The sequence below is a fragment of the Paenibacillus sp. Marseille-Q4541 genome (assembly GCF_018310695.1).
Classification (GTDB): Bacteria; Bacillota; Bacilli; order Paenibacillales; family Paenibacillaceae; genus Paenibacillus.
The window spans coordinates 23,361-49,883 of record NZ_JAGXCY010000009.1; the positions used below are offsets into that span (position 1 = coordinate 23,361).

The 26,523-nt window shown below is 42.5% G+C and carries 23 protein-coding genes; 7 read left to right on the forward strand and 16 right to left on the reverse strand.

The window, feature by feature from the left end; genetic code table 11:
• Nucleotides 1-272: 272 nt before the first annotated feature.
• The 12 genes from KFT32_RS12160 to thiD form a co-directional block, all read right to left on the reverse strand.
• Nucleotides 273-899: a 50S ribosomal protein L25 gene (locus tag KFT32_RS12160; RefSeq protein WP_211747484.1), complete on the reverse strand. Its 627-nt coding sequence runs from the start codon at nucleotides 897-899 to the stop codon at nucleotides 273-275.
• Between the two features lie 177 nt (nucleotides 900-1,076).
• Entirely contained in the window at nucleotides 1,077-3,962 is a 2,886-nt protein-coding gene (pulA, locus tag KFT32_RS12165) for a type I pullulanase (RefSeq protein WP_211747485.1), read from the reverse strand.
• Between the two features lie 455 nt (nucleotides 3,963-4,417).
• Entirely contained in the window at nucleotides 4,418-5,686 is a 1,269-nt protein-coding gene (locus KFT32_RS12170) for an amidohydrolase family protein (RefSeq protein ID WP_211747486.1), read from the reverse strand.
• Between the two features lies 1 nt (nucleotide 5,687).
• Complete coding sequence (locus tag KFT32_RS12175) at nucleotides 5,688-7,064, reverse strand: amidohydrolase family protein (RefSeq protein ID WP_211747487.1); 1,377 nt, start codon at nucleotides 7,062-7,064, stop codon at nucleotides 5,688-5,690.
• A 147-nt stretch (nucleotides 7,065-7,211) separates the two neighbouring features.
• Nucleotides 7,212-8,249, reverse strand: a complete 1,038-nt coding sequence (locus KFT32_RS12180; protein ID WP_211747488.1) for an ABC transporter substrate-binding protein — start codon at nucleotides 8,247-8,249, stop codon at nucleotides 7,212-7,214.
• Between the two features lie 31 nt (nucleotides 8,250-8,280).
• The gene (locus KFT32_RS12185; protein ID WP_249435841.1) at nucleotides 8,281-9,165 is read right to left on the reverse strand and encodes an ABC transporter permease; all 885 of its coding nucleotides are present in this window, start codon (nucleotides 9,163-9,165) and stop codon (nucleotides 8,281-8,283) included.
• A gap of 27 nt (nucleotides 9,166-9,192) precedes the next feature.
• Nucleotides 9,193-9,465, reverse strand: a complete 273-nt coding sequence (locus KFT32_RS27595; RefSeq protein WP_349304899.1) for a hypothetical protein — start codon at nucleotides 9,463-9,465, stop codon at nucleotides 9,193-9,195.
• A 155-nt stretch (nucleotides 9,466-9,620) separates the two neighbouring features.
• Nucleotides 9,621-10,511 (reverse strand): FAD-binding oxidoreductase, encoded by an 891-nt coding sequence (locus tag KFT32_RS12190; RefSeq protein WP_349304900.1) that lies wholly within the window; start codon nucleotides 10,509-10,511, stop codon nucleotides 9,621-9,623.
• Between the two features lie 49 nt (nucleotides 10,512-10,560).
• Nucleotides 10,561-11,367, reverse strand: a complete 807-nt coding sequence (locus tag KFT32_RS12195; RefSeq protein ID WP_249435842.1) for an ABC transporter ATP-binding protein — start codon at nucleotides 11,365-11,367, stop codon at nucleotides 10,561-10,563.
• A 13-nt stretch (nucleotides 11,368-11,380) separates the two neighbouring features.
• A complete protein-coding gene (locus tag KFT32_RS12200; protein ID WP_211747489.1) occupies nucleotides 11,381-12,199 on the reverse strand; it encodes a creatininase family protein in 819 nt (272 codons plus the stop codon).
• 395 nt (nucleotides 12,200-12,594) lie between these two features.
• The gene (gene thiE / locus KFT32_RS12205) at nucleotides 12,595-13,257 is read right to left on the reverse strand and encodes a thiamine phosphate synthase (protein WP_211747490.1); all 663 of its coding nucleotides are present in this window, start codon (nucleotides 13,255-13,257) and stop codon (nucleotides 12,595-12,597) included.
• A complete protein-coding gene (thiD, locus tag KFT32_RS12210) occupies nucleotides 13,254-14,072 on the reverse strand; it encodes a bifunctional hydroxymethylpyrimidine kinase/phosphomethylpyrimidine kinase (protein WP_211747491.1) in 819 nt (272 codons plus the stop codon). Before thiD ends, thiE begins: the two co-directional genes overlap by 4 nt.
• Before the next feature lie 983 nt (nucleotides 14,073-15,055).
• On the opposite strand from thiD, the gene KFT32_RS12215 reads away from it, so the two are divergent.
• The 3 genes from KFT32_RS12215 to KFT32_RS12225 all read left to right on the forward strand — a co-directional run bounded on the left by KFT32_RS12215 (nucleotide 15,056) and on the right by KFT32_RS12225 (nucleotide 18,252).
• On the forward strand, nucleotides 15,056-17,050 hold the full coding sequence (locus tag KFT32_RS12215; RefSeq protein WP_211747492.1) for an endonuclease MutS2: 1,995 nt from the start codon (nucleotides 15,056-15,058) through the stop codon (nucleotides 17,048-17,050).
• 302 nt (nucleotides 17,051-17,352) lie between these two features.
• Nucleotides 17,353-18,012: a hypothetical protein gene (locus KFT32_RS12220; RefSeq protein ID WP_211747493.1), complete on the forward strand. Its 660-nt coding sequence runs from the start codon at nucleotides 17,353-17,355 to the stop codon at nucleotides 18,010-18,012.
• A 21-nt stretch (nucleotides 18,013-18,033) separates the two neighbouring features.
• On the forward strand, nucleotides 18,034-18,252 hold the full coding sequence (locus tag KFT32_RS12225; RefSeq protein ID WP_211747494.1) for a cysteine-rich CWC family protein: 219 nt from the start codon (nucleotides 18,034-18,036) through the stop codon (nucleotides 18,250-18,252).
• A 74-nt stretch (nucleotides 18,253-18,326) separates the two neighbouring features.
• On the opposite strand, the gene KFT32_RS12230 is transcribed toward KFT32_RS12225, so the two are convergent.
• The 3 genes from KFT32_RS12230 to KFT32_RS12240 all read right to left on the reverse strand — a co-directional run bounded on the left by KFT32_RS12230 (nucleotide 18,327) and on the right by KFT32_RS12240 (nucleotide 20,677).
• On the reverse strand, nucleotides 18,327-18,815 hold the full coding sequence (locus KFT32_RS12230; protein WP_211747495.1) for an SRPBCC family protein: 489 nt from the start codon (nucleotides 18,813-18,815) through the stop codon (nucleotides 18,327-18,329).
• A 90-nt stretch (nucleotides 18,816-18,905) separates the two neighbouring features.
• Complete coding sequence (locus KFT32_RS12235) at nucleotides 18,906-20,165, reverse strand: MFS transporter (protein WP_211747496.1); 1,260 nt, start codon at nucleotides 20,163-20,165, stop codon at nucleotides 18,906-18,908.
• Between the two features lie 11 nt (nucleotides 20,166-20,176).
• The gene (locus tag KFT32_RS12240) at nucleotides 20,177-20,677 is read right to left on the reverse strand and encodes a winged helix-turn-helix domain-containing protein (protein ID WP_211747497.1); all 501 of its coding nucleotides are present in this window, start codon (nucleotides 20,675-20,677) and stop codon (nucleotides 20,177-20,179) included.
• A gap of 355 nt (nucleotides 20,678-21,032) precedes the next feature.
• On the opposite strand from KFT32_RS12240, the gene KFT32_RS12245 reads away from it, so the two are divergent.
• On the forward strand, nucleotides 21,033-22,136 hold the full coding sequence (locus KFT32_RS12245) for a PdaC/SigV domain-containing protein (RefSeq protein WP_211747498.1): 1,104 nt from the start codon (nucleotides 21,033-21,035) through the stop codon (nucleotides 22,134-22,136).
• A 101-nt stretch (nucleotides 22,137-22,237) separates the two neighbouring features.
• Here KFT32_RS12245 and KFT32_RS12250 read toward each other — a convergent pair whose 3' ends face one another.
• Nucleotides 22,238-23,284, reverse strand: a complete 1,047-nt coding sequence (locus tag KFT32_RS12250; RefSeq protein ID WP_211747499.1) for a CotH kinase family protein — start codon at nucleotides 23,282-23,284, stop codon at nucleotides 22,238-22,240.
• 342 nt (nucleotides 23,285-23,626) lie between these two features.
• Between KFT32_RS12250 and KFT32_RS12255 the strand changes: the two genes are divergently transcribed.
• The 3 genes from KFT32_RS12255 (at nucleotide 23,627) to KFT32_RS12265 (ending at nucleotide 26,425) form a co-directional block, all read left to right on the forward strand.
• The gene (locus KFT32_RS12255) at nucleotides 23,627-24,142 is read left to right on the forward strand and encodes a hypothetical protein (RefSeq protein WP_211747500.1); all 516 of its coding nucleotides are present in this window, start codon (nucleotides 23,627-23,629) and stop codon (nucleotides 24,140-24,142) included.
• A 269-nt stretch (nucleotides 24,143-24,411) separates the two neighbouring features.
• On the forward strand, nucleotides 24,412-25,752 hold the full coding sequence (locus KFT32_RS12260; RefSeq protein ID WP_211747501.1) for an arsenic transporter: 1,341 nt from the start codon (nucleotides 24,412-24,414) through the stop codon (nucleotides 25,750-25,752).
• A gap of 19 nt (nucleotides 25,753-25,771) precedes the next feature.
• On the forward strand, nucleotides 25,772-26,425 hold the full coding sequence (locus tag KFT32_RS12265; RefSeq protein WP_249435850.1) for a DUF2642 domain-containing protein: 654 nt from the start codon (nucleotides 25,772-25,774) through the stop codon (nucleotides 26,423-26,425).
• The last annotated feature ends 98 nt before the right edge of the window (nucleotides 26,426-26,523 follow it).

A 26,523-nucleotide genomic window follows, 5' to 3' on the forward strand; every position in this document is an offset into this window, starting at 1 on the left:
GGTATTGTGGATTCGTTCTTTTACACTATTAACCAAAACTTTTGAACTACAAAACAAAATAATAATTAATAAAATAGTCCTAAAGTGCCTGTTATTTTAATAATCGACAAGTTGTTGTTTTTCACTGAAAAGAACATTTAGTCGCTAAACACCTTTCGCATTTGCGAAAATAATACTTTTATCTGTAATACAACATCAATGAAGCACAGAAAAAGCCCGGCCTTATGGCCGAGCTTTTTTGTTGTTCTCTATTTATTTATACAATAATGATCTTATTCTTCCGTTGATTCTGCGGTTTCCTCTGCAGAAGCATCTGTGTCTTCACCTGTGTTTGTTTCAGCAGCTCGAAGCACCGTTACAGAAGCAATCAGCATTTCTTCGGAAGAAACTAAAGTTACGCCTTTTGGCAGTTTCAAATCGGAGGCAGACAGTTTATCACCAATATCTAGTCCCGAAATATCAACTTCAATGGAGGCTGGAAGATCATTGGGTAATCCTTCTACAACAACTTCCGTTTCCTGAGTTTGCAGAACCCCGCCTGTCTTGGTTCCCTTCGCCGTTCCTTGGAAATCAATCGGAATGGTAACCTGAATCGATTTATTTTTGGAAATTTGAATAAAATCAACATGTATCAAATGATCATTTTTCTTTTGCATATCTTTGATTAGTACCGGCACTTTTTTGCCGTCTTTCAATTGGAGTTCAAATAACTCAGAACGTCCTGTGCGAGCTACGCGAGTAACATCCTTTTCATCAACATGAACAGCAACACTGTCAAAAGATGGACCGTATACGACGCCAGGAACTCGTCCACTTTTTCTCAAGGTAGCAAGTGCGGCTCCCTTGTTCTCTGTCCTATGCTCAGCGGTGAGTTGGACTGTTTTTCCGTTGGATTTCATTGTAAAACATCCTCCTTCAAGATCCGTGGTTTCATATTTGGCCACTAGGGTCATGTTATTCATTACCCACGCAGGAATAAAACCTAACGTTTTCTCGAAGATTTCATCAAACAAACGAAAATTAACACCCGGATACAATGTAAAAAGGACTGCCCGAAGACAGTCCCATCCTTTCTATCAAGCACTGTTTAGTCCATGTAATTTCATTTGCCGCCCCCCCACTGCTACAACGACTTCGCGTGTACCGCTCTTCACATTGACCTTGACCCGTTCGGTTCCAGGAGAAGGAGGAATGTCAATGAAGAAATCTCGGTCTCCTTCACGCATTTCCCATTCATTTAATCTTACGATATAACCAATTCGTTTAATACCTGGGGCTACCTTGACCTGTGCAACCACACGGCCATCCGGCATGTACTGAAACGGTATTTTCCCATCGTGCACTCCCGTGCCCCATACCCAAACGTTCCATCCATCATAATGTTGATCTGGCCGATCGTATTCAATCTCTATCGTGCGAATAAAAAACGGATGAATCTGCACATTCCATTCCGCTGTAAGTGAACCGCACTGTGCAGTAATCACTCCTTTACCAGGGCGAAGGGCTATAAGCTTGCCCGAATCGTCCACAGCCACAATTCTCGGTGTTGTCGTGGCTAGGTTTACTGAGGTTGCTGGAAGTACCTGATCGTATTGATCCCATACCGTCATTTGTAAATGATAGTTTTGAGTCGCATACATCGTACGTTCACCTGTAATCTCCATACGTGTGGGAATAAGCTCATCTACAATGATCCGTACGGAAGCTTGAACCTCCCCGCACGTGGCGGTAATCGTGCTTTTACCTAAGCTGAGTCCTACCAGTTTTCCGGTTTGGCGAATGTTTATCTTCTGTTTATCCGAAGATGCCCACTTGGCGAGCACTCCTTCCATTCTTCGACCGTGCTGATCTTTAAACACAGCTTCCAGCTTCATTTCTTCAGCACGTTGTATCACTTTCTTAGGAGTGAGTATTTCCATGGAAGTCAGCACTTGAGGCTCTATTCCGCTCTCCTTGTCATACAGCACCATCATCGATAGTCGGGGAACCGTTACACTTCCCTGAACACGGTCCAATGACTCTACACCGGCCGTTTGATCATTAACAACGACGTTCCATGTACTGTCTTGTGGCAAATCTATTTTCCCATCATATTCTTTGCCATTATAAACGACCAGAATTCGGTTCCAGGAATCCTGTACCTGTGTTCCTTCTAAAATGTAGGCAAGCATCCCATGCCCGCAACTGATCACCTTCAAAAAACGCTCCACTTGCTCCCGCTGTTCCATCCGAAATGCTGCATGTTCTTTCCGCAGGCGCACAAGTCCTTGGTAATATTCAAATACAGGACGGAACTTCGCCTTGTTACTCCAGCGTAATGCGTTTACCGCATCCCCACTGCGATAACTGTTATGGTCTCCGTACTTGGAACGAAGCATCTCATCTCCTGCATGAAGAAACGGAATTCCTTGTGAGGTAATCATTATCCCGTTCGCAAGAAGCGAGCGCCGTACCGTGTCATTGAGAAACATACGGGAGGGCTCTACAAATCGGTAAGGATCAGCAGACTTAACAGCATCCTGTGCCGTATGTCCTCCAGAAGGCGTACCATTATGCCACTCCGGAAAGGAGAGTGCATGCCGCATTCCTTGTGAAGTGACGATTTTGTCCCATAAATTCAGATTATCGTGGGCCGTTACATAATTGATCGTCTCCGAAGGATCATAGGTAAAATCATGAATTGCCCCTTGCACTCCCTTGAGGACGGTACCTTCTACACCCCACCAGCCGGTAGCAAAACCACTGGCTGCTCCATCGTTGTCCCCTTTTACAGCAGACCGATAGTTATCGTTAAAAACAGCAAACCCTTTACCTCGTTGTGCACCTTTCAGCGTTTTATCCCACAGTGGTGAATCCCCGCCCGTCCATGGCTCGCCGTAAACGAGTATCGTACGATCAATTCCTTGCTGCAACATATCCGTAATTTCCGTCATCGTACGAACATCAATCAGCCCCATAAGATCAAAGCGGAAGCCATCAATATGATATTCTTCTGCCCAGTACCTTACTGAATCCTTAATATATTTGCGTACCATCGGGCGTTCAGTAGCCAGCTCGTTACCGACACCAGAACCGTTCGTAAGATATCCATCACTGTTGGTACGATAAAAATACCCTGGTACGATTCCTTCGAATGGGCCATCATCGACACCAAAGGTATGGTTATACACGACATCCATAACGACGCGAATTCCTTTACGATGCAGAGCCTGGATCATTTGTTTAAACTCAGTAATCCTCGCAGTAGGATTTGCTGGATCACTTGCATAAGATCCTTCTGGTACATTAAAGTTCTGCGGATCATAACCCCAGTTATATTTTCCTTCCTGCGTCGATGGATCATGAACAGTCAGTTCGTTAACCGTTTTGAAATCAAATACAGGCATCAGATGTACATGCGTAATACCTAGTTCAACCAAATGGTCAATACCGACCCGGTTGCCTTCTTTATCCGTCAGACCTTCCTCTGTAAAGGCACGATAGAGACCTTTTTGCTGGAAAGCTGTATCTTCGTCGATTGAAAAATCTCTTACATGAAGTTCATATATAATGGCATCCGTTGGACGAATTTGCGGAGGACGTACATCATCTTCCCAATCTTCGGGATTCGTTTGAGTCATATCTATAATGGCTGTGCGTGCTCCCCCTGCGGCAACCGCCTTCGCATAAGGGTCCAAGGCATAATTTATTTTTCCATTTGCTAAAGTAACCCGGTACATATAATACATTCCGCTATAATTTCCTTGGAGTTCTAGAGACCATGTCCCCTGTTTTCCTGCATTCATAAGATAAGCAGATCCGCCCTCATGGTTATGCACCATTCCGTGCTGATCGTAGATACCTGCATCCTCATATAGAACAACCTCTACCTGACTTGCAGTAGGAGCCCATACCTTAAACATGCAGGCATTGCTCGAATAAGTAAGACCCAAATCATTATTGTCATAGTGTAAATCCTGCATACAACTCACCGCCCGTTATCGTAAGATCAATGTTTACGGACCTTGCTCTCGTATCAGTAGGTTAGTGGGCTATGCCACAAATACGTTTTCGAACTGTATAATGTGTACCGACAGCAAGGTAACTTCCCATGCTATAATGCTCGTTCATGCAGTTACTATCATTAATGCCAATTCGTAGAGAAACTATAACTGAATGAACAGAGAATATAACGATACATTGAAAATGAACAGAAAATCAGAAAACGCTTACACTATATATTATATGTCAGATTTCAGCAAAGGTTGTCGGCTATTTTTAATTTTGTCATAAAAAGGGCTCATTTTTGTGTTCTAAAAGTGAGATTCATACTTCTATAGACCTAATACTTGTCTTACCTAAAACTAAAAATGTCCAGAATCAGCCCATGAGAGGCGATTCCAGACATTTATTGTCAACTTTTGAATTAAAAGATGGCCTAGTAGATGGAGATAGAATCTAGAGAGAATTCTGTCATAAGTATGGGGGTATGCGCAACCACACGTCCCTCACGAATGACATACAGTGGTTTGGGGCGAAGTCTTATTGCATCAGCTAAACAATCTACCGGCAGCACCACCAGATTGGCTAGGCATCCTTCTGATACCCCATACCCTTCCTTTATTCCAAGTACACTTGCCGCGTGCTGTGTAATCGTATCCAGCAGAGGTCTCACATCATCCCTGCCAGTCATATGAGCAAGATGTGCCGCCATATGCACGGCTTGAAGTAAGTTTCCGTCTCCATAGGAATAAAAAGGCGTCAGCACATCATCATGTGCAATGGCAACCGGAATTCCCGCTCGCATCATATCCTGTATACGAGCGATACCACGGCCTTTGGGGTAGGAATCAAACCGTCCCTGCATGGAGCTATTAATCAGTGGGCACACCACAACATGAATACCCGAAGACTCGATTAATCCGAGTAATTTTTGAAAATAAGGTTCGTTGTAATATGCAGATGCAGAGCAATGACTTGCCGTTACCTTCTCGCAAAGCCCAGTCTCCATCGCAAGTGCCGCCGTCCACTCCAGAAAACGAGATTCGGGGTCATCCGTTTCATCGCAAAAAACATGAACGAATGAATTGGCCTTCTTAGCGAGTTCAAAACAAGTCTTCAGTGAAGCAATCCCATCTTCTCTCGTTCTCTCTCCATGGGGGATAGCACCTACACCATCAGCCCCTAGCCTCAATGCTTCCTCCATCCGATCCTTGTTCCCCGGACAGGTTATAATTCCATCCTGCGGAAAAGCAATAACCTGGAGGGTTACGATCTCCGCCAGCTCCACTTTCAGCTCAAGAAGTGCTTTCAAAGCAGTCATCTTCGGGTCTGAAATATCAGCATGACTGCGAATAAAAAGAACACCATGTCCTATAAGTTCCCGAATGACCTTCATCGCCCGATCCCGTACATCTTCCCTGGTTAAGTTCTGCTTTCGCTGACTCCAGAGTGAAATGCCTTCCAGAAGTGTGCCGCTCGCATTCCAGGCTGACTGACCTGCGGTAAGTACCGTATCAAGGTGAATATGAGACTCTACAAAGGCTGGTAACACAAGTCCTCCTTTGCCATCCGTCTTCCTCATCGAAGGAGCAAGTTTCTCTCTCTCACTGCTTAATCTTACCGCTGTAATTTTATTTTTTTCCATATAAATATCGGATAGCTGTCCACTCGGCAGTACGACATTTTGTAAGACATGACCCTCCATATTACATTCTCCCTTCCGTGAAAACTTCCGATGTGACCTGTTCCCACATGGCAGCCATTTGGGGTGAACCCCACTGCCTGGCTGAAGGTGTCATACTGACCCATTTACCGGATTTGGCAACCCAGCGTCCTGCTGGAAGCATAGTAAATATTTCTTCTGTACGCTCGGCATCTACGATGACAAAATCAGCCGGATGGCTTGGATGAATTCCATACGCTTTACACCCATAAATTTCAGCCGGTGCTGTGGTGACCATCTCAATCAGAGCATTCATATCATCCGGGCTCCCGTAATGTGAAGCGTAGCCCGTAAGTAAAGCAATTTGCAGTAAATCCCCTCTGCCAAAGGGATGGAATGGATCATTAATGTTGTCCGAAGCTGCAGCTACAGTGACGCCTGCTTCCCGAAGTTCACGAACCCTTGTAACCCCTCTTCGAACCGGACCGAGATCAGCCCTTCCTTGTAAATAGAGGTTTGCAGCGGGCAAGGTGACTGCATGCACACCTGCAAGTGACATCATATCCAGTACTTCTTCTGCCTCTTCTGGCGGCATGGAGGACAAGGAACATAGATGTCCTGCGGTAACATTGCCTTGAAATCCATATCGAAGTGATTCTTCAGCCACCTTCAGCACCGTGCGTTTAACAGGATCGTCCGTTTCATCACAATGAAGATCAATCTTGGTACCCAGCCTTGCAGCAAGTTTAAATATTCCTTCAATATCTTGATCAGGGGTTGCAGATAGATGAGGCGCACCACCTATTCCATCCATCCCCATACGAATGGATTCTTCAATTAGTTCAAGCCCTCTTTTTCCAAGATCACGATAGGGAACCATAGGAAAAAACTGAATGTCCACAACTCCTTTAAGCATGGACTTTGCCTCTAAGGCCGCTTCCACCGTACGCATCACCACATCTTCCCCTGCCGCAATCGGAAAGTCCAGATGGGAACGCAGCCGCGTTGACCCATAAGAGACCGACTGGAGTGCTGTTCGAATGATACGAGACCGGATCGTCTCCTTCGTAAAAAAAGGGGCCGATCTGCCGTAATTCTGGATTGCTTCAAGAAGGGTGCCCGTCTGGTTGCCGACTTCACGAAGGCTGAACGCTTTATCCAGATGCATGTGAATGTCCACAAGGCCTGGCAGTACCATTCGACGCTTCAGATCGATGACAAGTTCACCTTCTGGTTCAAGACAAGTAAGTTCGGAAATATGAGAAAACATCTCTAGTGGTCTGAAGCTCCCATCTTGAACGACAAAAGGTTGTTCTTTCACTTTGGTAAACCGTCCATTCTCCACCACAATTTCGTACGGTTTTCCTTCATGAATATTGCCTTGTAGTGCGGCATTAATGAGCCGAATCTTACCCGTCATAAGAAATCCTCCCTGAAATAAACTTCGAATGTTACATCCTATGGAATTCGATTGTTAGCATAAAGTACCCCCTACCATTTGAACAGTCATTCGCTGTGAAGCAGGTCATGACTGCCGACGTGGCAGGAGGTACTCTATTTCCCATCCTTATTTAGCTGCTGGAAGATACTCTGTCGTAAATGCCCCAGTAATATCCTCCTTATTCTTGAGTAGTCCGAGATCATACATATCATTCTGTAGTTTGGTCCAGCGTTCTTCTGTCATGGAGCCCATGCCATTTACATCTGTCTCCTCGGTAAAAATCAGCTGCATTTCCTGTTCCGCACCATATTTCATTCCTTCCAAAGTTAAATCCGGATTTTTCTCCTTTAATACTTCATTCATTTCCTCATAGTTATCCTTGTAGTAATTCCAGCCTTTTACTGAAGCAGCAAGGTATCCTTTCACTACGTCAGGATATTCTTTTAGAAAATCTTCTGTTGTGAAGAGTACGTTTGAATAGGGCTGAAAGCCGGCATCGTAGGTAAGTAAATACCTCGTTTCAACACCTTGTTGTTTTAGTGTAAAGGGCTCTGAAGTGATGTAAGACTGCGTGACCGCGTTCTTGTCTTCAATAAAGTTAACGAATTGACCCGTATAAGCCAAGTCCTTCACTTCATTAAGGCTATACTTTTTCTTAATGAAGTCCCAGTAACCGGAGCCAGGTGCAGTATAAACATTACGACCGTTCAGATCTTCAAAATCTGCTATGTCTGCATCGGCATGAAACAGCATTGCTTGTGGGCTTTTTTGAAATACAGCTGCAATGGCTACAATCGGAATGCCGGAATCTCTCGCTGTAAGCACTTCGTCTGCTTGCCCCATACCAAACTGAGCTTTGCCAGATGCCACAATTTGCATCGAAGATACTTGTGGTCCTCCAGGCTCAATGGTCATGTCGATACCCTCTTCTTTATAGTATCCTTTTGCAAGTGCAGTGTACTGACCGCCGTGCTCAGGTTGAGCAAACCAGTTCGTTACTTGCGTAATCTTCATCATCTTTGCAGATTCTTCTTCTGGGCTCGCATTCCCATCTGCTGCTCCGCCTTCGGTACCCGCATTACAACCGGCAAATATAAGGGCGAGTGTCATCGATACTGTAAATCCGAGCATCCTTTTCTTTAACGGAAATACCTTTTGATTCATTTGCAGCTTCCCCCTATATTGTGGAATGGTTCTAATTCTCTGATTTCATTTCTGACTCATGCCAGGAGCTGAGTGCCCATTTAGAGAACGCACTAACGAGTAAGAAGAAGGTGATTCCAAGTACAGAGGCGGAGAGACCACAAGCAAACAAATACGGTGTTTGGAGCCTTGATGAAGCCACTGTGATGGCATAACCAAGTCCACCTTCCCCCCCGCCGATTCCCGCAATGTATTCACCAACGATGGCGCCTACAACGGAAAGCGTACAGGATATTTTAAGTCCAGCAATAATGTAAGGCAGTGCGGCAGGAAGACGAAGTCTCCACATGACTTGCCAACGCGAAGCATTGTACAGTTTGAACAAATTTTGCATATTGCTTTCTGTCGAATTCAGACCAATCAGGGTGTTTGAGATCATGGGAAAGAATCCGATCAAAAAAGCGATAATGACAATGGAGTTCACCCCCGCTCCAAACCAAATCACGATAATCGGTGCAATGGCAACGACCGGAATCGTCTGAAGAACAATCGCATAAGGATAAACCGCTTTTTCAATAATTTTGGAACTAGCGAGAAGAATCGCTCCTGCTACTCCGATAACGATACTAAGCAAAAACCCTAGTACCGATTCATATACCGTTGTGAGTACAGAAGTCATGAGATTACTCCAGTTCTCTACAGCAGCAAGTACGATATCAGATGGCTTTGGCAGCAGGTAAGGAGCATAGCCCAGCATTCTAGTCACGATCTCCCATAAAGCGACCACCACTACAAAAGCAATGGCCGGGGGAATGAATTTTTCTAGAAACTCATTCTTCTTCTTGGCTGGAGGAATTACCTGAATCTCAGTAGTAGAGGAAGGTGTTCCGTTCTGTCCCCTTTCCTCATAGGCAAGCTTCGGTTGGTTCATTGCCATGTCGCCCACGTCCTTTCTTAGAGCACTTTAGTCGATTTTCCCGGGGTTCAGCAGTCTTAAAGGATCGTTCTCCTGCTTCCTCTGCTTCATCAGCGGCAAAATCCCGCGACCTCCGGAATCAAGGGAATACGTATGTGGATTGGCTACAAAAATTTGATTGGCATTAAAGAAATCAATGATCTCATTTAACCGTTCTTCCGTGGTATACCGAATGATTGGAAGAGAAGCAGGACTCACTTTGCCGCGGCTTCGCATCCATTCAAAATGAAGCAGCACTTCGTCTTGGAACGTATCCTTCACAAGCTTAACTTGTTCTCTAAAATGCTCGAGAGAGAAGCCGGCTTGTAGGTACGTGACGTTATTTTCACATTTAAGTGCCCACAGTGTGGTATGGTTCCAGCCAAAATCAGATAATCCAATACCGACCCGGTATTTCTCGGATGGAACATAGTGACCTACCTCTCGCCATAGGTGCGTGCGAGTTCAGTAACCTGAGATAGCGTCCCTTCTTCTGTCTCCAGAAGCACAGCCGCCTGTTCCTGGCGAATCACTTTTTTGAGCGGCCGGAAGAAAGAGGGGATTGGCCATTCATGCGGGGAAACGAGTCTTTTACGGATCGAATCATCATGTGACAAGGTAGAGCAAAATTCCATAGACTTCATAAAATCTTCAAAAAATACAATGGACTGCGTCCATTCTGTTTTTGGAGCTAGTGGAATCATGAGTTCCGTTAGAATACCTGTTGTACCATAATTATGGATATAGGCATGAAGCTCTTGACCACAGATGGTCATCTTTCGCGGTTGTTCCTCCATCGTATACACGGTGGCCTCAAGCACATTACCGTCCCATAGATCTCCCCATGTGATCGAACCGATTCCGCCAGAGCCGCCGCAGACATAACCGCCGACCGTTGCTTTCATATAGGTGCTTGGATAAATTCGAAGTTCCATATCCCGTTCTCTCGCTTCGCGTTCCAGAATGCCAAGTCTAACTCCGCACTGTACACGCGCCCATCTTTCTCCCCACTCCACAATGCGATCGAGCTTACTCAAATCAAGCACAATTCCTCCTTCGAGCGGAACGGCCTGTCCGTAATTACCTGTTCCCGCACCTCTTACCGTGACAGGAACCTGATGCGCATAAGCAATTTCCAGCACTTTTACCACTTCTTCTTCTGACTGCGGCAGAATGATACTGTCAGCTAGCTTGTCATGCAGTTTCTTCTCAAGCACCGGGGAATACCAGTAAAAATCTTTGGAAAGCTTTTCTCTAGAACCGGGGTCAAGCAAAACTCTTTCTGCACCGAGGCCTCCCATAAATGCTTTTTCCACTTCGATCGCCATGCTGATTCATCCTCTCCTTATTTATGTAGATATCATGAAGACATCTTAGTTAGTGATGCAGTACATCGGAGACCTGACCCACGAGCTGACTGAATTCGGAAGTTGTACGGAAACTTTCGTTTCGCGGAAACGGGACCGGGACGGGAATCGTTTCTGCAATTTTACCGGGTCTAGACGTCATCACCACAATGGAGGTGGACAAATAGACTGCCTCAAAAACGTTATGTGTGACAAACAGGACCGTCATTTTTTTATCTTTTTGCCATATGCCGAGCAGCTCATCCTGCAAGGTCTGCCTTGTCATTTCATCCAGTGCTCCAAAAGGTTCATCCATTAAGAGCAGTTTCGGCTCAGACGCCAGTGCCCTTGCAATAGATACCCGCATCTTCATTCCACCGGACAATTGTCTCGGCAGGGCTTGAGCATAATCTTGAAGACCTACCATCTCAAGCACATGCATGGCTTTGTCTAGTCGTTCTTGTTTTGGTACTTTGCGCAGCTCCATCGGAAGGGTGACATTATCAATCACTTTGCACCAAGGAAGCAAGGTCGCGTCCTGGAAGACAAATGAAATATCACTTTGCTTTCTCGCTTCCACCGGGTCCATCCCCATGAGCCGCATTTTTCCTGACGTTGGATCTCCAAGACCTGCAATAAGCCTGAAAATAGTGGATTTTCCGCACCCGGACGGACCAACAAAACTGACAAACTCACCTTCTGGAATGCTGAGGTTCACATCTTGAAGTGCAATCGTGCCGGTTTGATAAATTTTGCTGATTCCTTCCATTTCTACTAACGGAGTGGACCCCTTTTTTACAGCTGGCGCTAAACTTGGTGCACTAATGATGCTGCTCATTGTCATCTCTCCTTTATAAGAACCCAATCGGTACATTCTTCTGATCGAAAGTAAATTCAGCCATAATCTTGAACAGTTCTGCTGCGTTTCTTCCGGCGGAAGCAAGGATTGCCTTCCCCTTCTCTTCCGTCGCGAGCTGTGCATTACCACAAGCACCGGAAGAGGACAGATCTTTCATCAACCAAGCAAATCGTTTATTACTAAATTGAATTTTCATATCCGGTGTAATAGGCGGGAATTCATTAGGAAGCTTATTGTCATGAACCCAGTCTCTATGTAGAGCCATAATCATGGAAGTCTCAGAATCCCCGGCATGAATGCCGTACATTCTTTCTTCCTGCGTAAGTAGATCCTTCTCATCATCTAATCCGCCACCGTCGATTCGAAAGACGTACATCCCGGTTTTTTCGCGGATATCTCTAGCAGCTATATTTAATAAATCTGTATTTCCACCGTGTGTATTGAAGAGGACCAGCCTTTTAAAACCGTTTCTCGCAAGACTATTCGCGATGTCCATAATGACCGAGAGTAAGGTTTGTGCAGACAAGGTAACGGTACCTGACCAATCGGCATGCTCATTACTTTTACCGTAAGGAACGTGAGGCAAAAGCCAAATATTATCTTCTGGAGTCAGATGACGAAAAGCTTCGGTCAACATTCCTTCTCCAATTAAATTATCCGTGAATACGGGAAGATGTGGTCCGTGCTGTTCCATCGCAGCGATAGGTAATACGACCATGGCACCCGTCCCTGCCAGTTTTCCGATCTCCGGACCCGTTAGTCTTGGTAAAAATAACTGTTCATACGCCATGCCGGTGTATCGTGTCGTCATCAACTTCAGCCCCTCTTCATCACATTTGTTATATTCACTTTAATGTCGCGAGGGATAAGATGTAAATAAAACTAACTTAACTTTGGATTTTCATATAAAACAGGAGGTATTTTTTGTGCTTCAGGCACTTATATATGTTATATGTATGTAATAAATATATTTTAATTTACGAAAATAGAGCTGTTTATTTGAATTTTCATTCGTATTTAAAAGAAAATATGTTGAATTATACGAATATTAACCAGATATTCAAGTAAAATAATATAAATGCAGTCATTAATCAGGATTAACAAATAAGAGAGAAAACCAGAACAAATGTTAGGTTTCCTCTCCTATTTGTTAATTTATAATGGAACTAAAATAATCAAAACTATGATCTGCTGCAGTATACAGACTTATCTTTGACCCCCAGCAACTGCAATCTCCTTCAACCTTGCAGCTGCTTTCCTTACATCCCCCGCTTTACTAATCTCAGATATAACCGCGATCCCATCTGCTCCCGCACTCATCACTTCCGCACCATTATCCTGTGTTACTCCTCCTATGCCGACAAGCGGAATCTCTATTCCCATAGCACGCATCTCACGAATAATAGTAGTTCCTTGCACAGGAAACGTATCGTGCTTGGTGCTCGTCGGATAGATGGGTCCTACCCCTATATAATCGGCGCCTTGTTCACAGGCCTTCCTTGCTTCATCTAACGTGTGCGCAGAAATCCCTACAATTTTGTTTCCCATCCTTCTACGGACCAAACATGCATCTTCATCATCTTGGCCGATGTGTACCCCATCTGCATCCAACGCTAGAGATAAACTCACGTCATCGTTAACGATAAACGGAATGTTATTCTCCTTACATAACGCCTGAAGTGTCTTTGCATAATGGATCCTGCTCTCACCAAGTAGACTCCCTTTCCCTTTCTCTCGAAACTGGAACATCGTTACTCCGCCACAAATGGCACTCGCAAGTGTCTCTACAGGATCATGGATACAATTCAAACTTCCCATAACAAAATAAAGTTGCAAATGTTCTCTCATTTGCTGCACGGTAAGAGTCATATTCTCACCTTTCCTTGTCTTCTACCATAAGCCCAGTGATTCGTCGGTCCATGCCCTTGTCCAAGACCAAGCGGATGTTCTAGAGCGGCCTGAATATAGTGACGAGCGGTCTGTGCTGCTTCGGTTACAGGCGCACCTTTTGCAAGTTCAGCTGTCATCACTGCTGCAAAAGTACAACCTGTTCCATGAGTATGAGCAGTATCCACCCTTTTACCAACTAGTTCAGTAAACATATACCCGTCGTAAAGCAAATCCACAACTATATCGTCCTGAACATCTGCATGCCCTCCCTTGATAACGACATAGGAAGCACCATGCTCGTGCAAAATTTTCGCTGCTTCTTTTCTCTCGTTAAAGGAAGAGATCGAAAGCCCTGTTATTTTTTCCGCTTCCGGAATATTGGGTGTTACGACTAATGCCAGAGGGAGCAAGTATTCCTTTAAAGTACGAATGGCCTCTTCTTCTAGCAGGACTGCACCGCCTTTAGCGATCATGACAGGATCGACAACCAATTTCTGAATGTGATATCGCTTGATTTGTACTGCTGTCTCTTTCATAATTTCACTGCTGAACAGCATACCTGTCTTTGCTGCGTCTGGAGCTAGATCGCTTGCGACCGATTCGATCTGCTGAGCTACAGCCGCTGGAGTAAGCGGGTATACACCTTGAACTCCTAGTGTGTTCTGAGCTGTTATTGCTGTAATGGCAGACATGCCATATACGCCAAGTTCTTGAAACGTCTTGAGGTCTGCCTGAATTCCGGCTCCGCCTCCACTATCTGATCCAGCAATGGTAAGTGCTTTGGCAAGCTTCATTTATCACCCACCTCTTTTCTAGATGAGAGAAAACAACGATTGGCAGAGATGAGAATTAGATGATTCGTAATTAAGATAGGTAAGCTGTTTACATATTTGAGAAGATATAGAGGTAATAATGAATTGTTCATGAAGCTCTCGTCCCTTCTGAAATAGAGCAGGAAGAATAGCTGCGAATCGCTGAATGCGAGGAATGACTGCTTGAAAGGGGGATTAAGAAGAAGTGTCCCATTAAATACATAACAAAACACAAAAAAACGCATACGAAAGCATGCGTGCATCACATGTTCGCTCCCTACGCTGGCATTATCCAAGCAGGTTCCACCGGTCTACAACGGTATAGTTGTACTCTCAGCTTGCTTCCGCAGGCTCCCGTTCTATCCATTTGTTTATCAATCCACTTCCATTCTATACCATAATTCTGTATGTGGGCAACCAAGTGTTTGACAATTATCGCATCACCGCATATAGTAGTCTGTAACTTCTATTCAAAGGAGAGAATTTCATGTCGGGGTATGTTCTTAACTAATCAAATTTCATACAGAGGATTTCTTTTTTATCGTCCCTACTAGCGACGTTTATTTTTTGATGCGCAGTACAGGTGACTAACGAATCCTCTTGAAATCAGTTAAGAACAGCGGACAACATAACTCTCCAGTGGGTAGTACCCTCGGATATTTGTGAACGTAAGGCCGTGCTGTTTTCAGCACGGCTTTTTTTGTACCTCAAGCACGATACAAAAGGTACTGTTTACAAAAGCACCGCGTAAAATTTTGGAAATGATTATGCGAAGTATGGATCTAGTTCTGTGAACGAGAAGCTTGTACAGAACGAAGACAATATCTTCTGTGATCACTTCCAGTATCCTACGCTAGGCATATCCGGGATCTCCCCATTTAAAAAGGCAGAGAAATGAACGCGATCGTTCATTTCTCTGCCTTTTTTATTTTCACAAAATTTAGTAAATGAAAAGGAGCATTCCCATGAACATCAATAGCATGCAACGTCTAGAATTTGAAATCGTGAAAGAACAACTCAAAGGTTATACCGTATCCTATCTCGGTGTTGCCCAAACGGAGCAACTTACACCCATCATGAATGTCAGAGTCATTCGTCAAAAACTAGCCGAAACAGAAGAAGCCCTTGGGCTTATTCGTTATGGAGCGAGCGTTCCGCTTCCATCCCTTACCGGAATGGAGAATATAATGAATCTGCTCGGCACAGGTTATCTGTTTACAGAACATGATTTTATGAATTTACTGCAATTTTTGCGCAGTTGTCATCAACTTAAAAAATACATGAACAGCAAAAAAGACACGGCTCCAAATGTGGCATCCTATGCAGATTCCATGTATACCCTGGATCCACTTCGTGAGGAAATAGAAAGATGTATTTATTTAGGGAGAATTACGGATCAAGCTAGCAAAGAACTGGCTAAGACGCGCAAACAAGTAGCCATTGCAGAAGAACGAATGAAAAAGAAACTCGACGCTTTACTAAGCAAACATCGTTCTATTCTGCAAGATCAGCTGGTTACAAAACGCGGGGAACGTTATTGTCTTCCTGTCCAAAAAGAATTCCGCAAGCTGCTAAAAGGCAACGTCGTTGATGAGTCGGCTAGTGGCCAGACCGTATTTATTGAACCTGCTGATATTTCCATGTTGCAAATGGAACTGAATATGCACAAAGCGCAGGAACAGCGTGAAGAAAGTAAAATCCTTAGTGAACTTACAGTGCTCGCTGAGTCAAGCATTTATGAACTAAAGATCAACACAGATACCGTAGGACTATACGACTTTTTATTTGCGAAAGCACGTTATGCCCTGTCTATGCAAGCGAGATCCGTAGAAATGACGAGCGATGGTATCATCGATTTACATGAAGCAAGGCATCCACTTGTAGGAAACATGGTTCCACTGGACTTCCACATTGGTGATGCTTACCGATCCCTCATTATTACGGGTCCGAATACAGGCGGGAAGACGCTCTGTTTAAAAACGATTGGTCTGCTTACCTTGATGGCCCAGTCCGGTCTACTTGTTCCGGTTGGAGAAGGAAGTAAACTCAGTATTTTTGAACAGATTACCGTGGATATCGGAGATGGACAGAGCATTGAACATGCACTCAGTACCTTTTCCGCTCATATTAAGAACATGATTGAAATTCTGAACACAGCAAATGCGTCTACCCTCGTCCTCATTGACGAGATGGCTTCCGGGACAGATCCTGGTGAAGGCACCGGACTATCGATTGCCCTGCTTGAAGAATTACACAAAAGAAAAGCGGTCGTTGTAGCAACTACACATTTTACCGAAATCAAAAACTTTGCAGGCAGTACGCCTGGGTTTGAAAACGCGCGGATGGAATTCGATACGGATTCTCTTAAACCACTGTATCGTCTTACGATTGGGCAAGCAGGACAGAGTTATGCCTTTGCTATTGCACTGAAGCTCGGAATCCCGCCTCACATTATTGAACGCTCCAAGGAAATTGCGGCGAAACCGGTAGCAACTTCTTTCCCGCCTTCCATGGAATCTGCTGTAACTAAGCCTGAAAAAGTACAAGAAGAACCTAGCTCTACTCTACTCAATCGTTGTGAGGAGAAAGAGCCTCATATTTTGGAGCCCAAGCCTAAGCTTTCATCTGAGGTTGTGAATACCGGTGAGCATAAAGACAAGGATCAGATCAAACAACGGATCCAAATTGGCGATCGTGTCTATATTCCTTTTATGAAGGAGTCGGGAATTATCGCTGAAGAAGAAGATGCGAGAGGGCAGTGCACCGTGATTGTGAAGGGCAAACGAATTCAGATCGCCAGTAAAAGAGTAAAGCTTCATATTTCGGCTGAAGAACTTTATCCGGAGGACTACGATTTTGATATTGTGTTTGAATCTAAAGATGCCCGCAAAAAACGTAAGTTAATGTCCAGGAAACATGTGCCTGGGCTCATTATCGAAAAAAAACCAGAAGATCTGTGATCGAATGTTAGAAACCTTCCCCGCCTACATTCAATTTGAATATGACGACTAGACTAACGAAAAAAAATGACAACATTCGTTATTCTTGCAGATGGTACACAAAAGGCAGCCGATTGTACATGTCGGCTGCCTTTACTGCTTTTATTATTAATAAATAGAAAAATCTCTTCATTTATTTATTTTAATTTACAGATGTGGGCCATTCATGTAAAATATTCAAGTTGTGCTTTGATAGCCTATCTGATTAAGAAGGAAAGAAACGGGCTTTCAACATAGAGATTTATTATTTTAGGAGGCCCTGAATGGAATTTTTAGGATTTATGTTTTTCTCTGCTGTGGAAACTCTTGCATTATTCTCGCTCATAATGTCTCTCTTCCGGCTAAAAATGACCGATCACATCGGCCGTGCGCTCATCGTCATTACACTTATTAATCTTCAAAGCTTTCTACTAAGGAATGAACTGGACGTACCTTTCCTTGTCCCTGTTATTACACTCTTGATGATCGTCCTATTCTTCAACATCATTGTTAAAATTCCAATGTTATGGTCTCTTTTTTGTACCGTACTCAGTTACGTCATTTTTGCAGTGATACAAAGTTTGCTACTTGTAGTCATATTCGGCTCAATTGAAACGGCTACCGAAACTGCCTTTAATGGCTACCTCCTTCAGATGGTGAGTGGCGCTGTTCTCATCCTCATTTCCTGGATAATGTACAAACAACATTTCGGCTTTAAACCCGAGAAATATGATAGACTAAAAATTAAATTCGAACATACCGTTGTTATGACACTTATGATTCTGTTCCTGATCCTAATCTCCATCATTTTCTACATGAATCAAATATGGTTTAATATTGTGTTTTTTGTTATGAACCTAGGCTATTTCTTTTTCTTCGCTATACAGGAACGGGCGGCAGCCCCTTTACAGGATCAGAACAAGACGGACACATTTTCGGGTTAATAAAAATAGGCGGGGTTCTGTATGGACACACAAGTAAGTAACAATCCGCTGATCTGTCCTTTATGCGGAGAAGCTAATCACTGTGCCTACGCTGCCGGAAAACCAGCTAAGGAATGTTGGTGCATGAATTTGTCTATTCCAAAACAACTGCTAGCGCAAATTCCTGACGAACAAAGAATGAAATCTTGTGTATGTGAGGCCTGTGTAAGAGCCTTTCTCACTGAGAAAGAAAGACAGTAACTACGAAAACGAAAAAGCACCCGAAGGAACAGATACTTACAGTGTCTGCTCTATCGGGTGCTTTTTCGTCTTTTTTAAGGCTGACAGCATAAATTTCCTTCGCCCTTTTCAAGAGCAGACTTTAAGCTGCCAAGAACTTCGGGCCATGCCATTTGATGCCAGTTTACTGCTTCATCCCAGCTTTCCTCATCCTTAAAACCTGTATGACGCACGTTTACTATTGTAGTACAGTCGTCTACTGAATCAAAAGTAACTTCTACAATCGTTAACTCTTTCTCATGATTCATTATTTTTTCAAATGGGTCTGGTCCTTTCCAAGTGAAATGGAGCTCCTTTTTTTCATTAAATTTAGTGACCTTACACCCTTTGGTATTCATATTCGTTACATTTCCAGGAACAAAATATAACTCATATGCCCCTCCATCTCTTGCTTCTATAATCGCTTGGGGAGCAAACCATTCTGATACACGTTCCGAAATGACCCAGGCATACCAAACCAACTCTAAAGGCGCTTGGATGCTAGCTTCAGCAGTAACGGATTTAACACCTAGAATATTTTCCAAATCAATTCTCCTTTTTCAAAAATTTGGTACTTTAATGCTATCATTAATGAAGGAATTGAGAAAGAAGTTTCTTCTATATATTGTTATTTTTTATCCTTGAAACACCTTTTCCGTGACGTTTTCGGAGCTTGGGAGTTTACGTGTCGTTTTGTCAATCAACCAATAGAACCCTATCAATAATACAGACAGTCCGCTGAAACCAATAATCACTTCACTTCCAAAGAATTCTCCCAAAATACCTCCACAAAGTGATCCAAGAGGCGCAGCAATACCGCTCAAACTGTAGGACGCCGAAAATACTCTTCCCAGTAGATGTTCGGGGATTCCTTTTTGAATATAGGTATTGATTAGAATATTAGTTACACCGCCTGGAACCCAAGACAAGCCGTATATAAATATCATGATCCATATATTGGGACTGAAGACACTAAGGGTCCACAATATACCGCTGATAGAAAATGCAATCCCATAAATGAGGCCCATTCCATATTTCTCTAGTTTTAATAAAGGGGCGATTAAGGCTCCTAGCATACTTCCCATCGCCTGCCCCATCAGTAAGTAGCCATACATTTCTGGCCCCCCATGTAACTTACTGAACGCAGGCAAGACGACAAAGGTCGCTCCTCCGACAAAGTTAATGAGAATCATTCCCCAAAGAAGTCTTGAAAAAGATTTGCCTAGTAGTATATGAATTCCTTCCAGAAGCTCTATTTTATAACGGTGCAAAATAGCTGATATCTTCTCCTTTTTGGCTTTATTACTCGGCTCTGATTGCTGCACATGTTTCGGAATTCTAAGGAATGAGAATAAAATAGCACTGATCATAAATAGCACGGAATCTAATAAGTAAATGGAGACGGCTCCGATCATCACGATCAGAACACCGGAAATTGCATTACAAAAGGTATCAATGCCCTGACCCGCAAAGGTGAAATAAGAATTGGCCTTTGTGAGATCTTTTTTGTTTACGAAGCTGGGTAATGATGACATTTGTGCGGGGTAAATGAGGGTGTTAAATACAGAAATCAGAGGCGATATGATGAGAACAAGGGTGACATGTAACTGGCCGAAATAACTGGCTACTGGAATGACTAACAGTAGGATGGCTTGAATGAGCTGCGTATTAATAAGTAAGTAGCGTATAGATATGCGATCTATGATGGGACCACTGAAAAATTGAATAAATCTTGGAATGAGTGAAAGGAAGCCGGCTAGCCCTGTATAGAAAGTAGATCCTCCAAGTTCCGATACAAGCCACATCGCAGCAACTGCATAGATAGAGTCACCTACATTTGTAACCAGTCTCCCAAAGAACATTAACATGAAATTTCGATTCATGAACAGGTTCATAGCCTTACCATTCACCCTTTCTTTTCGCCTTTAGGCTTGGTAGATATCATCTTGACTCCAATACTAAATTCCTGTTTGTCTTTGCTATGATCAGTTGTTGATTTCTCCACCCAACTTTCTAGAAAGGCTCTAAATTCATTCGCCATTTCTTCTTGCAACGCTTTAGATAATTCCAGTCGAATACTCATTCTGGTAGCATCTGCTGACTCAAATTGATCGCTAAGTACAGGGTCTGAGAGTTCTGAACCTGCCGTGTTAAACCACTTGGACTTCGATTGATAATACTTTTCGATAACTCCACCGTTCTTTTTTTCTTCCACCATTTCAATTAATCCGCCATCATACAATTTTTTGATATGGTAATGGACATTTCCGCCAGATTCACCAAGAAGATCAGCTACTTGTTTTGAAGTTTTTGGAGTATCAAGCAGATACTTAATTATTTTAACTCGAAGTGCACTACTTAATAATTTGGATTGTTCTATCGATATATTCAGCATTTCTTCATTCATAAAATGTCAGCTCCTTTTAACGATCTGTTTATTTAGATCATCGATCTGCAAAAATAGATTATCATGCTAAACTGGAATTGTAAACCACTATTTTGGAATAAATTGTTTTTTTCTTAGTGCTTTATGGAAATAAACTTGTCCACATTACTCCTATACTTTCACTTACATCGATCAGCATTTATGAATAAAGGTTAACAAAGTCTTTTCTTTCGCCCCCGTTTAACCACAATACTGTAACCCCGAATGTAAACACATACACAAAATCCTTTTTTATAATATAGAAGCGGTAAAAACTGGGTAATAAAAACATAAGGTTAGCATTTACTTACAAAGTTTTGAGAGGAGACGTTCACTAATGAACAAACAAATGAAACGAGCAGTAGCTGTATTCGCTGCAGGAGCACTCATCGGGAATATCGGAATGTTGGGAGGTCAGCATGCTGCGGCCTCTGAAGCTAAACCCGCAGTTCAGCAGTCAGCACAATCGGGTGTGACCCTAAAATATAATGGAAATGTGCTTCAGCTACAGGGAAAATTGGTTGATGGGAATACAATGATTCCAATCTCCATCCTCCGTGATGCCGCAGGTCTGCCACTGACTTACACATCTAAAACAAAAACCTATAACGTTGGGTCCGGGATCTTGAAACTGAGTCTTGAGGTATCTGATTATGGAATTAATACTTATATTAACGACAGATATATTGGAGACAACAGCAGCAATTATGAAGCGAAGAATATAGGTGGCAAGATTTATGTACCTTTTAAAGTCCTAAGTGAATATATGGGATTCCAAGGCGATTATAATGCATCTTCCAAAAGCCTGAATCTATCTAAAAGAAAAATGAACGAGGTTCAGATTACTTCGGAGACTATCTCGTCTCAAGATAAAAACGCCACTATTCTTATTCGTTATCCTAAGCTGAGTGGACTTAGCAGCACGGATGCTCAAGAAGCGATCAACAAAGTATTCAAAGATAAAGCATCGGCATTCGCAGCTGAGGCCAAGACAAAATCGAAAAAACGTGACGGTAAAGTTGAGCAACCTTACGATTTTAACGGGAGCTTCCTACTTACCTTTAACCGCGAAGGCGTGCTCAGCATTGTAACTGACAATTATGAATATGTCGGCGGTGCTCATGGGATGACGCTGCGCGAAGGATTTACTTTCTCGCTTAAGGACGGAAAGCAGCTTTCCATAAATGATCTGTTACATTCCTCTGAAGGCGCAAAGAAAAAGCTGGACAAGATGCTTAAGGAAAAAACAAAAAATGACGACTATACGGATGGATTTAACGGATTAAAGACAAATCCAGATTTCTACTTGAAAGAGGGCGGAATTACCGTTTTCTATCAACAGTATGAAATTGCACCGTATGCGGCTGGATTCCCGACGTACACATTTAACTTTAACGACCTGTTGCCAAAAGGTACTGATCCCTTCTCCTCAGCGAAATAGCAACGAACGCTTCATTATTAGCCTTCTGAATAACAACCTATAGACCGATTAAGACCTTGAGGGACTATTTATTCCTTCAAGGTCTTAATCTTTATTATTTCCTACAGCTTCGCAAGTTCTTCTTTTAAAAAGCAACGTCTTGCCACTACATAATCACGGATTATTTCCGGCTCTGAGGCGAATACATCGCTATGCCATCTATAATATGGGTCCTGGTGAACTTCATTAGCAATGTTTTTATGCATACGGTTTATCATCGGCATAATACGTTTTTCTGTAAATGACTCTATTAAATATTTACGCATTAGTTTTTTGTATTGCTGACGAAATACGCGGTATGCTAGCAGTTTACCAGTTAGTTTGTTATATCCTTGAATTCTGACCATATTGGAATCCACTCGTGTGCCGTAGCAATTCCTCCCCCAAGTTCCTTCATAATCCCATGGAATCATACCATATTTTCTATGCTTCTTACTTTCGAACAGGGTGTAATTTTGATGAAAACCGTCGTAGTTCCCCGTAAGTACTGCTCCGCATAACCAGCGCAAATAATTATCTGTATCTACCCGGCTATGCAATAGTTGAAGTAATTCGAGCTTTGATTTCTGATTTAGTTCCCTAATAAATGAATGAAGCTTTACCTGGTCACTACTTGTTCCTTTAATAAGATAATACCCCAGAGTGTTGTCCTCATCGGCTAAATACGAATCCATCGAAAAGTCGGCTTGATCATTAACTGCATAGTAAATGCTGCTGACAGGAATGTTTCTTTTACGGAAGAAAGCCATTTTGACACTCTCAATTCTCAAGTAAACTCCCATAGGTTCACCATTCATGTATAGGACGCAGTGCTGTGTTGAAGGAGCTGGAACACCAATAGACTCAAAATAACGAAACGACAGAGCATTGCGCAAAAGGGAAGGATCATCGTACTCCGCATTAAAGTGATATGTTTTACTTATTGTACGAATCTCGAAGGATTTCTTAATGTAACCTCGCGTATGTCCTCCTCTATATCTCAGTCGGATCGATTGTTCCTTTCCTCCAATACTCATTACTGCATTTACGAATGTATTAGACCAGATATCAGAACTTAACTTCTCATATTCTTTCGTGGGTACGACAATGTGGTACACAGGTAATGCCATGTCTCTCCACCTTTCCCTTATGCATATTACCTCTGTAGGCTTTTTAAGTGTATCGTATGCAAAAACTCAATAAGCCGTAAGGGCTGATACACATTCCTATTTACCTCTCTCATACCTAGACGGTTCAGAATAGGGCAATCGCTCTATGTAATCTATTAAATTGAGATCAATAAGTAGATTTATGCCAATTAATCGATCAAATGTATGTTTGGCTAGTCCCATTCGATAGACAGTCACATATTAATAAACTACAGATAGACTTGAATGACAAATGAAGGGGAACATTCTGACATCAACTCTTCTAGTCTATCAATTTCAAATAGGAGAAAGGGGAACATATTAATGGCTATGAACATGCGAGGATTATTAGGAAGAGGAGTAAAAATTAATCGAGGAGGACCCGATGCAATCGAAGGAACATTAATGGATGTAAGATGGGACCATATGGTAGTCCACTGCAAAGAAGGACTAGTCTATGTGAATGAATCCCATATTAAAAGCATCACAGATACAGGCCGTTCCGGTGGTGCTAGAGGATTTATGCAAGATCCAATTCGATCCAACAACTTTCTTGGGGTAATGCGATCCTTACGTTATCAACGCGTACAAATCAATCGTGGCGGACCCGAAAAACTAGAAGGAATACTTGCAGATGCTGATCAAAATCAACTGGTCATGACTTTGAAAAATCAAGAAATTGTACGGATTCCTTTATATCATGTCAAATCGATTTCTGTCCTTGGTAAAGATCAGAAAAATAACAACACCAGCCAAGGAAATAAAGAAAATAGTAACCAATCTCAGGGCAACCAATCCAAAGGCAACCAATCTAAAAGCAACCAATCTAAAGGTAAATAGTTTAGAGGCAACCAATTTCAAGCAAAGAACTTGAACACCATGTTTAACCCGAAAAAAATCTTCGAAATAATTAATAGAATTAATAGAATATAGACCAACTCATTTTAGTCAACTAAAGGGGGGAATAATAATGTTGATATTCATAGCGATATTAATAACTGGTGTGCCTCTATATTGGATTGTACTTCCTAAGAGGTTTACTCCGTCTGAAGAAACCGTTATTCAGCTTTCGCAAGGAATTCTTCCCCTAGGAGGTGAATCCCAATAGAATGCTCGATTATCAACTATGGCTAACCTTTGGGGTGTTCATCACTACGGTTATTTTTTTAATGTGGCGCCCACGCGGAATCAATGAATCCATTCCTACCTCGCTGGGCGCTCTCCTTCTTATTATTACAGGGGTAAGCAGCTATACCAACATTATTGAGATTTTTGGCATCGTGTCGGGTGCAGCAGTTACCATTCTTTCCACCATTGTCATGTCCATTATCTTGGATAGTATAGGATTTTTTCGCTGGATCGCCATAAATATGATTGATAAAGCAAGAGGTTCAGGCATAAAGTTATACTGGCTCATCATCTTACTTTGTTTTCTTATGACGATATTTTTCAACAATGACGGAAGTATTTTAATTACAACCCCCATTATTATCCGAATCTGCTCCATACTGCGTTTGAAAATGCATCAAAAGCTTCCTTATCTTATCTCCGGTGCTTTAGTAGCCACTGCTTCGAGTGCCCCAATCGGTTTAAGTAATCTGGCCAATCTCATTGCACTCAAAATGGTCGGTTTAGATTTAAATCAATACACTCTAATGATGTTTCTACCCTCCATGCTTGGCATAATAAGTATTACACTATTACTCTACTATTATTTCCGTACAAATATCCCTAAAAAAATCCACCATTTCCCTATCCAACTCTCTTCTACAAGCTACCATCCATTGCAGACACCACCAGAAAATCAAGAAAAAGTAGATTGGTGGTTATTCCGAGTCTGTATTAGCATTGTTGTGTTGATTCGTGCGGGTTTTTTCCTTGCCGAGAGCTTCGGCATTCCCATGGAAGCTGTTGCTATAACAGGTGTGGTACTCATGTTAGCTGTTAGATACTACCGAACCCGGCAAGGAGTAAAAGATGTAGTGACCCAGACGCCTTGGCATATCTTACTGTTTGCATTCAGTATCTATGTGATTGTGGACAGCCTGCATCGAGCAGGAGTAACAGAATCAATAATTACTCTACTAAAACCACTAGCAGAAATGGGAGATGCAAGCTTGATTGCTGCATCAGGGATCATGCTCACCATTTTATCAAATCTAGTAAACAATCTTCCTTCTGTTATGATCGGAACTTTCGTAGTTACGGATTTAGGCCTTTCCGATCAGCAACTTCACCTAGCCTATCTTGCCAATATTTTAGGAAGTGATATCGGGGCCCTCTTAACACCGATTGGAACACTCGCCACACTAATTTGGATGTTTATTTTAAAGACTCACCACATCCACATCTCATGGAAACAGTATATGAAAGTAACGTTTATAGTGGTACCTATAGGTCTGATTATTAGCCTAGTTTCCTTATATATTTGGACATTAATTCTGTTTTGAGAGGAGGAAAACCGTGCAAATGAATAAATCTTGGTTAGGTAAACAAGTCGAGTTGATACTATCGGGCTGTAGAATTCCAATTCAAGGAGAAATTATAGATATCGGTAATGATATTTTCGTCATATATGGGGAGAGCAGGTTCATATATATTCCGATTCATCATCTACAGCAAATGAGACTGACAACGAATAATAATCCAATAATCACCCTTCCTCCTGATCCCGCCATCGACCATAATAATATCTCATACCGTAAAATATTGATGAATTCAAGAGGGTATTTTAGCGAAATATCAGTCGGGGATAAATCTCTTCATGGATACGTAACGGCCATTATGAACGACTACTTTGTGTTTTTTTCTCCATTGCATCGTTCTGTATATATATCTGTAGATCACCTAAAATATATTGTTCCCTATCCACCTAACACCACCCCCTTCTCCCTAAGTCATGAACACTTCCCTTTACAACCCGCCTCAAAGCCACTTTCCCGAACACTGGATCAACAGATCAAGAAACTAGAAGGAGAATTAGTTATCTTAAATCTAGGAGACAAGCCCTATAGAGCTGGATTTTTAAAATACTTGGACGGTAACCTGCTAGAATTAGTAGAAGCGGAGGGAAACACACTAATTATGCATACTGACCATATTAAAACTATCCATGTCCCGTGATCTACTTTAATTCAGTAACACTGCACTAAAAAGGGGCCTCTACGGTCCCTTTGCTTCTACTCAAAGCCTGTTTGCAGCCACTCTGATTATACATACTC

Bases quoted from the DNA above. Each gene is read 5' to 3' on its own strand.
- KFT32_RS12160 (WP_211747484.1), bottom strand. From the start codon at position 899: ATGAAATCCAACGGAAAAACAGTCCAACTCACCGCTGAGCATAGGACA.
- pulA (WP_211747485.1), bottom strand. From the start codon at position 3,962: ATGCAGGATTTACACTATGACAATAATGATTTGGGTCTTACTTATTCG.
- KFT32_RS12170 (WP_211747486.1), bottom strand. From the start codon at position 5,686: ATGGAGGGTCATGTCTTACAAAATGTCGTACTGCCGAGTGGACAGCTA.
- KFT32_RS12175 (WP_211747487.1), bottom strand. From the start codon at position 7,064: ATGACGGGTAAGATTCGGCTCATTAATGCCGCACTACAAGGCAATATT.
- KFT32_RS12180 (WP_211747488.1), bottom strand. From the start codon at position 8,249: ATGAATCAAAAGGTATTTCCGTTAAAGAAAAGGATGCTCGGATTTACA.
- KFT32_RS12185 (WP_249435841.1), bottom strand. From the start codon at position 9,165: ATGGCAATGAACCAACCGAAGCTTGCCTATGAGGAAAGGGGACAGAAC.
- KFT32_RS12190 (WP_349304900.1), bottom strand. From the start codon at position 10,511: ATGGCGATCGAAGTGGAAAAAGCATTTATGGGAGGCCTCGGTGCAGAA.
- KFT32_RS12195 (WP_249435842.1), bottom strand. From the start codon at position 11,367: ATGAGCAGCATCATTAGTGCACCAAGTTTAGCGCCAGCTGTAAAAAAG.
- KFT32_RS12200 (WP_211747489.1), bottom strand. From the start codon at position 12,199: ATGACGACACGATACACCGGCATGGCGTATGAACAGTTATTTTTACCA.
- thiE (WP_211747490.1), bottom strand. From the start codon at position 13,257: ATGACTCTTACCGTGCAGCAAATGAGAGAACATTTGCAACTTTATTTT.
- thiD (WP_211747491.1), bottom strand. From the start codon at position 14,072: ATGAAGCTTGCCAAAGCACTTACCATTGCTGGATCAGATAGTGGAGGC.
- KFT32_RS12215 (WP_211747492.1), top strand. From the start codon at position 15,056: ATGAACATCAATAGCATGCAACGTCTAGAATTTGAAATCGTGAAAGAA.
- KFT32_RS12220 (WP_211747493.1), top strand. From the start codon at position 17,353: ATGGAATTTTTAGGATTTATGTTTTTCTCTGCTGTGGAAACTCTTGCA.
- KFT32_RS12225 (WP_211747494.1), top strand. From the start codon at position 18,034: ATGGACACACAAGTAAGTAACAATCCGCTGATCTGTCCTTTATGCGGA.
- KFT32_RS12235 (WP_211747496.1), bottom strand. From the start codon at position 20,165: ATGAACCTGTTCATGAATCGAAATTTCATGTTAATGTTCTTTGGGAGA.
- KFT32_RS12240 (WP_211747497.1), bottom strand. From the start codon at position 20,677: ATGAATGAAGAAATGCTGAATATATCGATAGAACAATCCAAATTATTA.
- KFT32_RS12245 (WP_211747498.1), top strand. From the start codon at position 21,033: ATGAACAAACAAATGAAACGAGCAGTAGCTGTATTCGCTGCAGGAGCA.
- KFT32_RS12250 (WP_211747499.1), bottom strand. From the start codon at position 23,284: ATGGCATTACCTGTGTACCACATTGTCGTACCCACGAAAGAATATGAG.
- KFT32_RS12255 (WP_211747500.1), top strand. From the start codon at position 23,627: ATGGCTATGAACATGCGAGGATTATTAGGAAGAGGAGTAAAAATTAAT.
- KFT32_RS12260 (WP_211747501.1), top strand. From the start codon at position 24,412: ATGCTCGATTATCAACTATGGCTAACCTTTGGGGTGTTCATCACTACG.
- KFT32_RS12265 (WP_249435850.1), top strand. From the start codon at position 25,772: ATGAATAAATCTTGGTTAGGTAAACAAGTCGAGTTGATACTATCGGGC.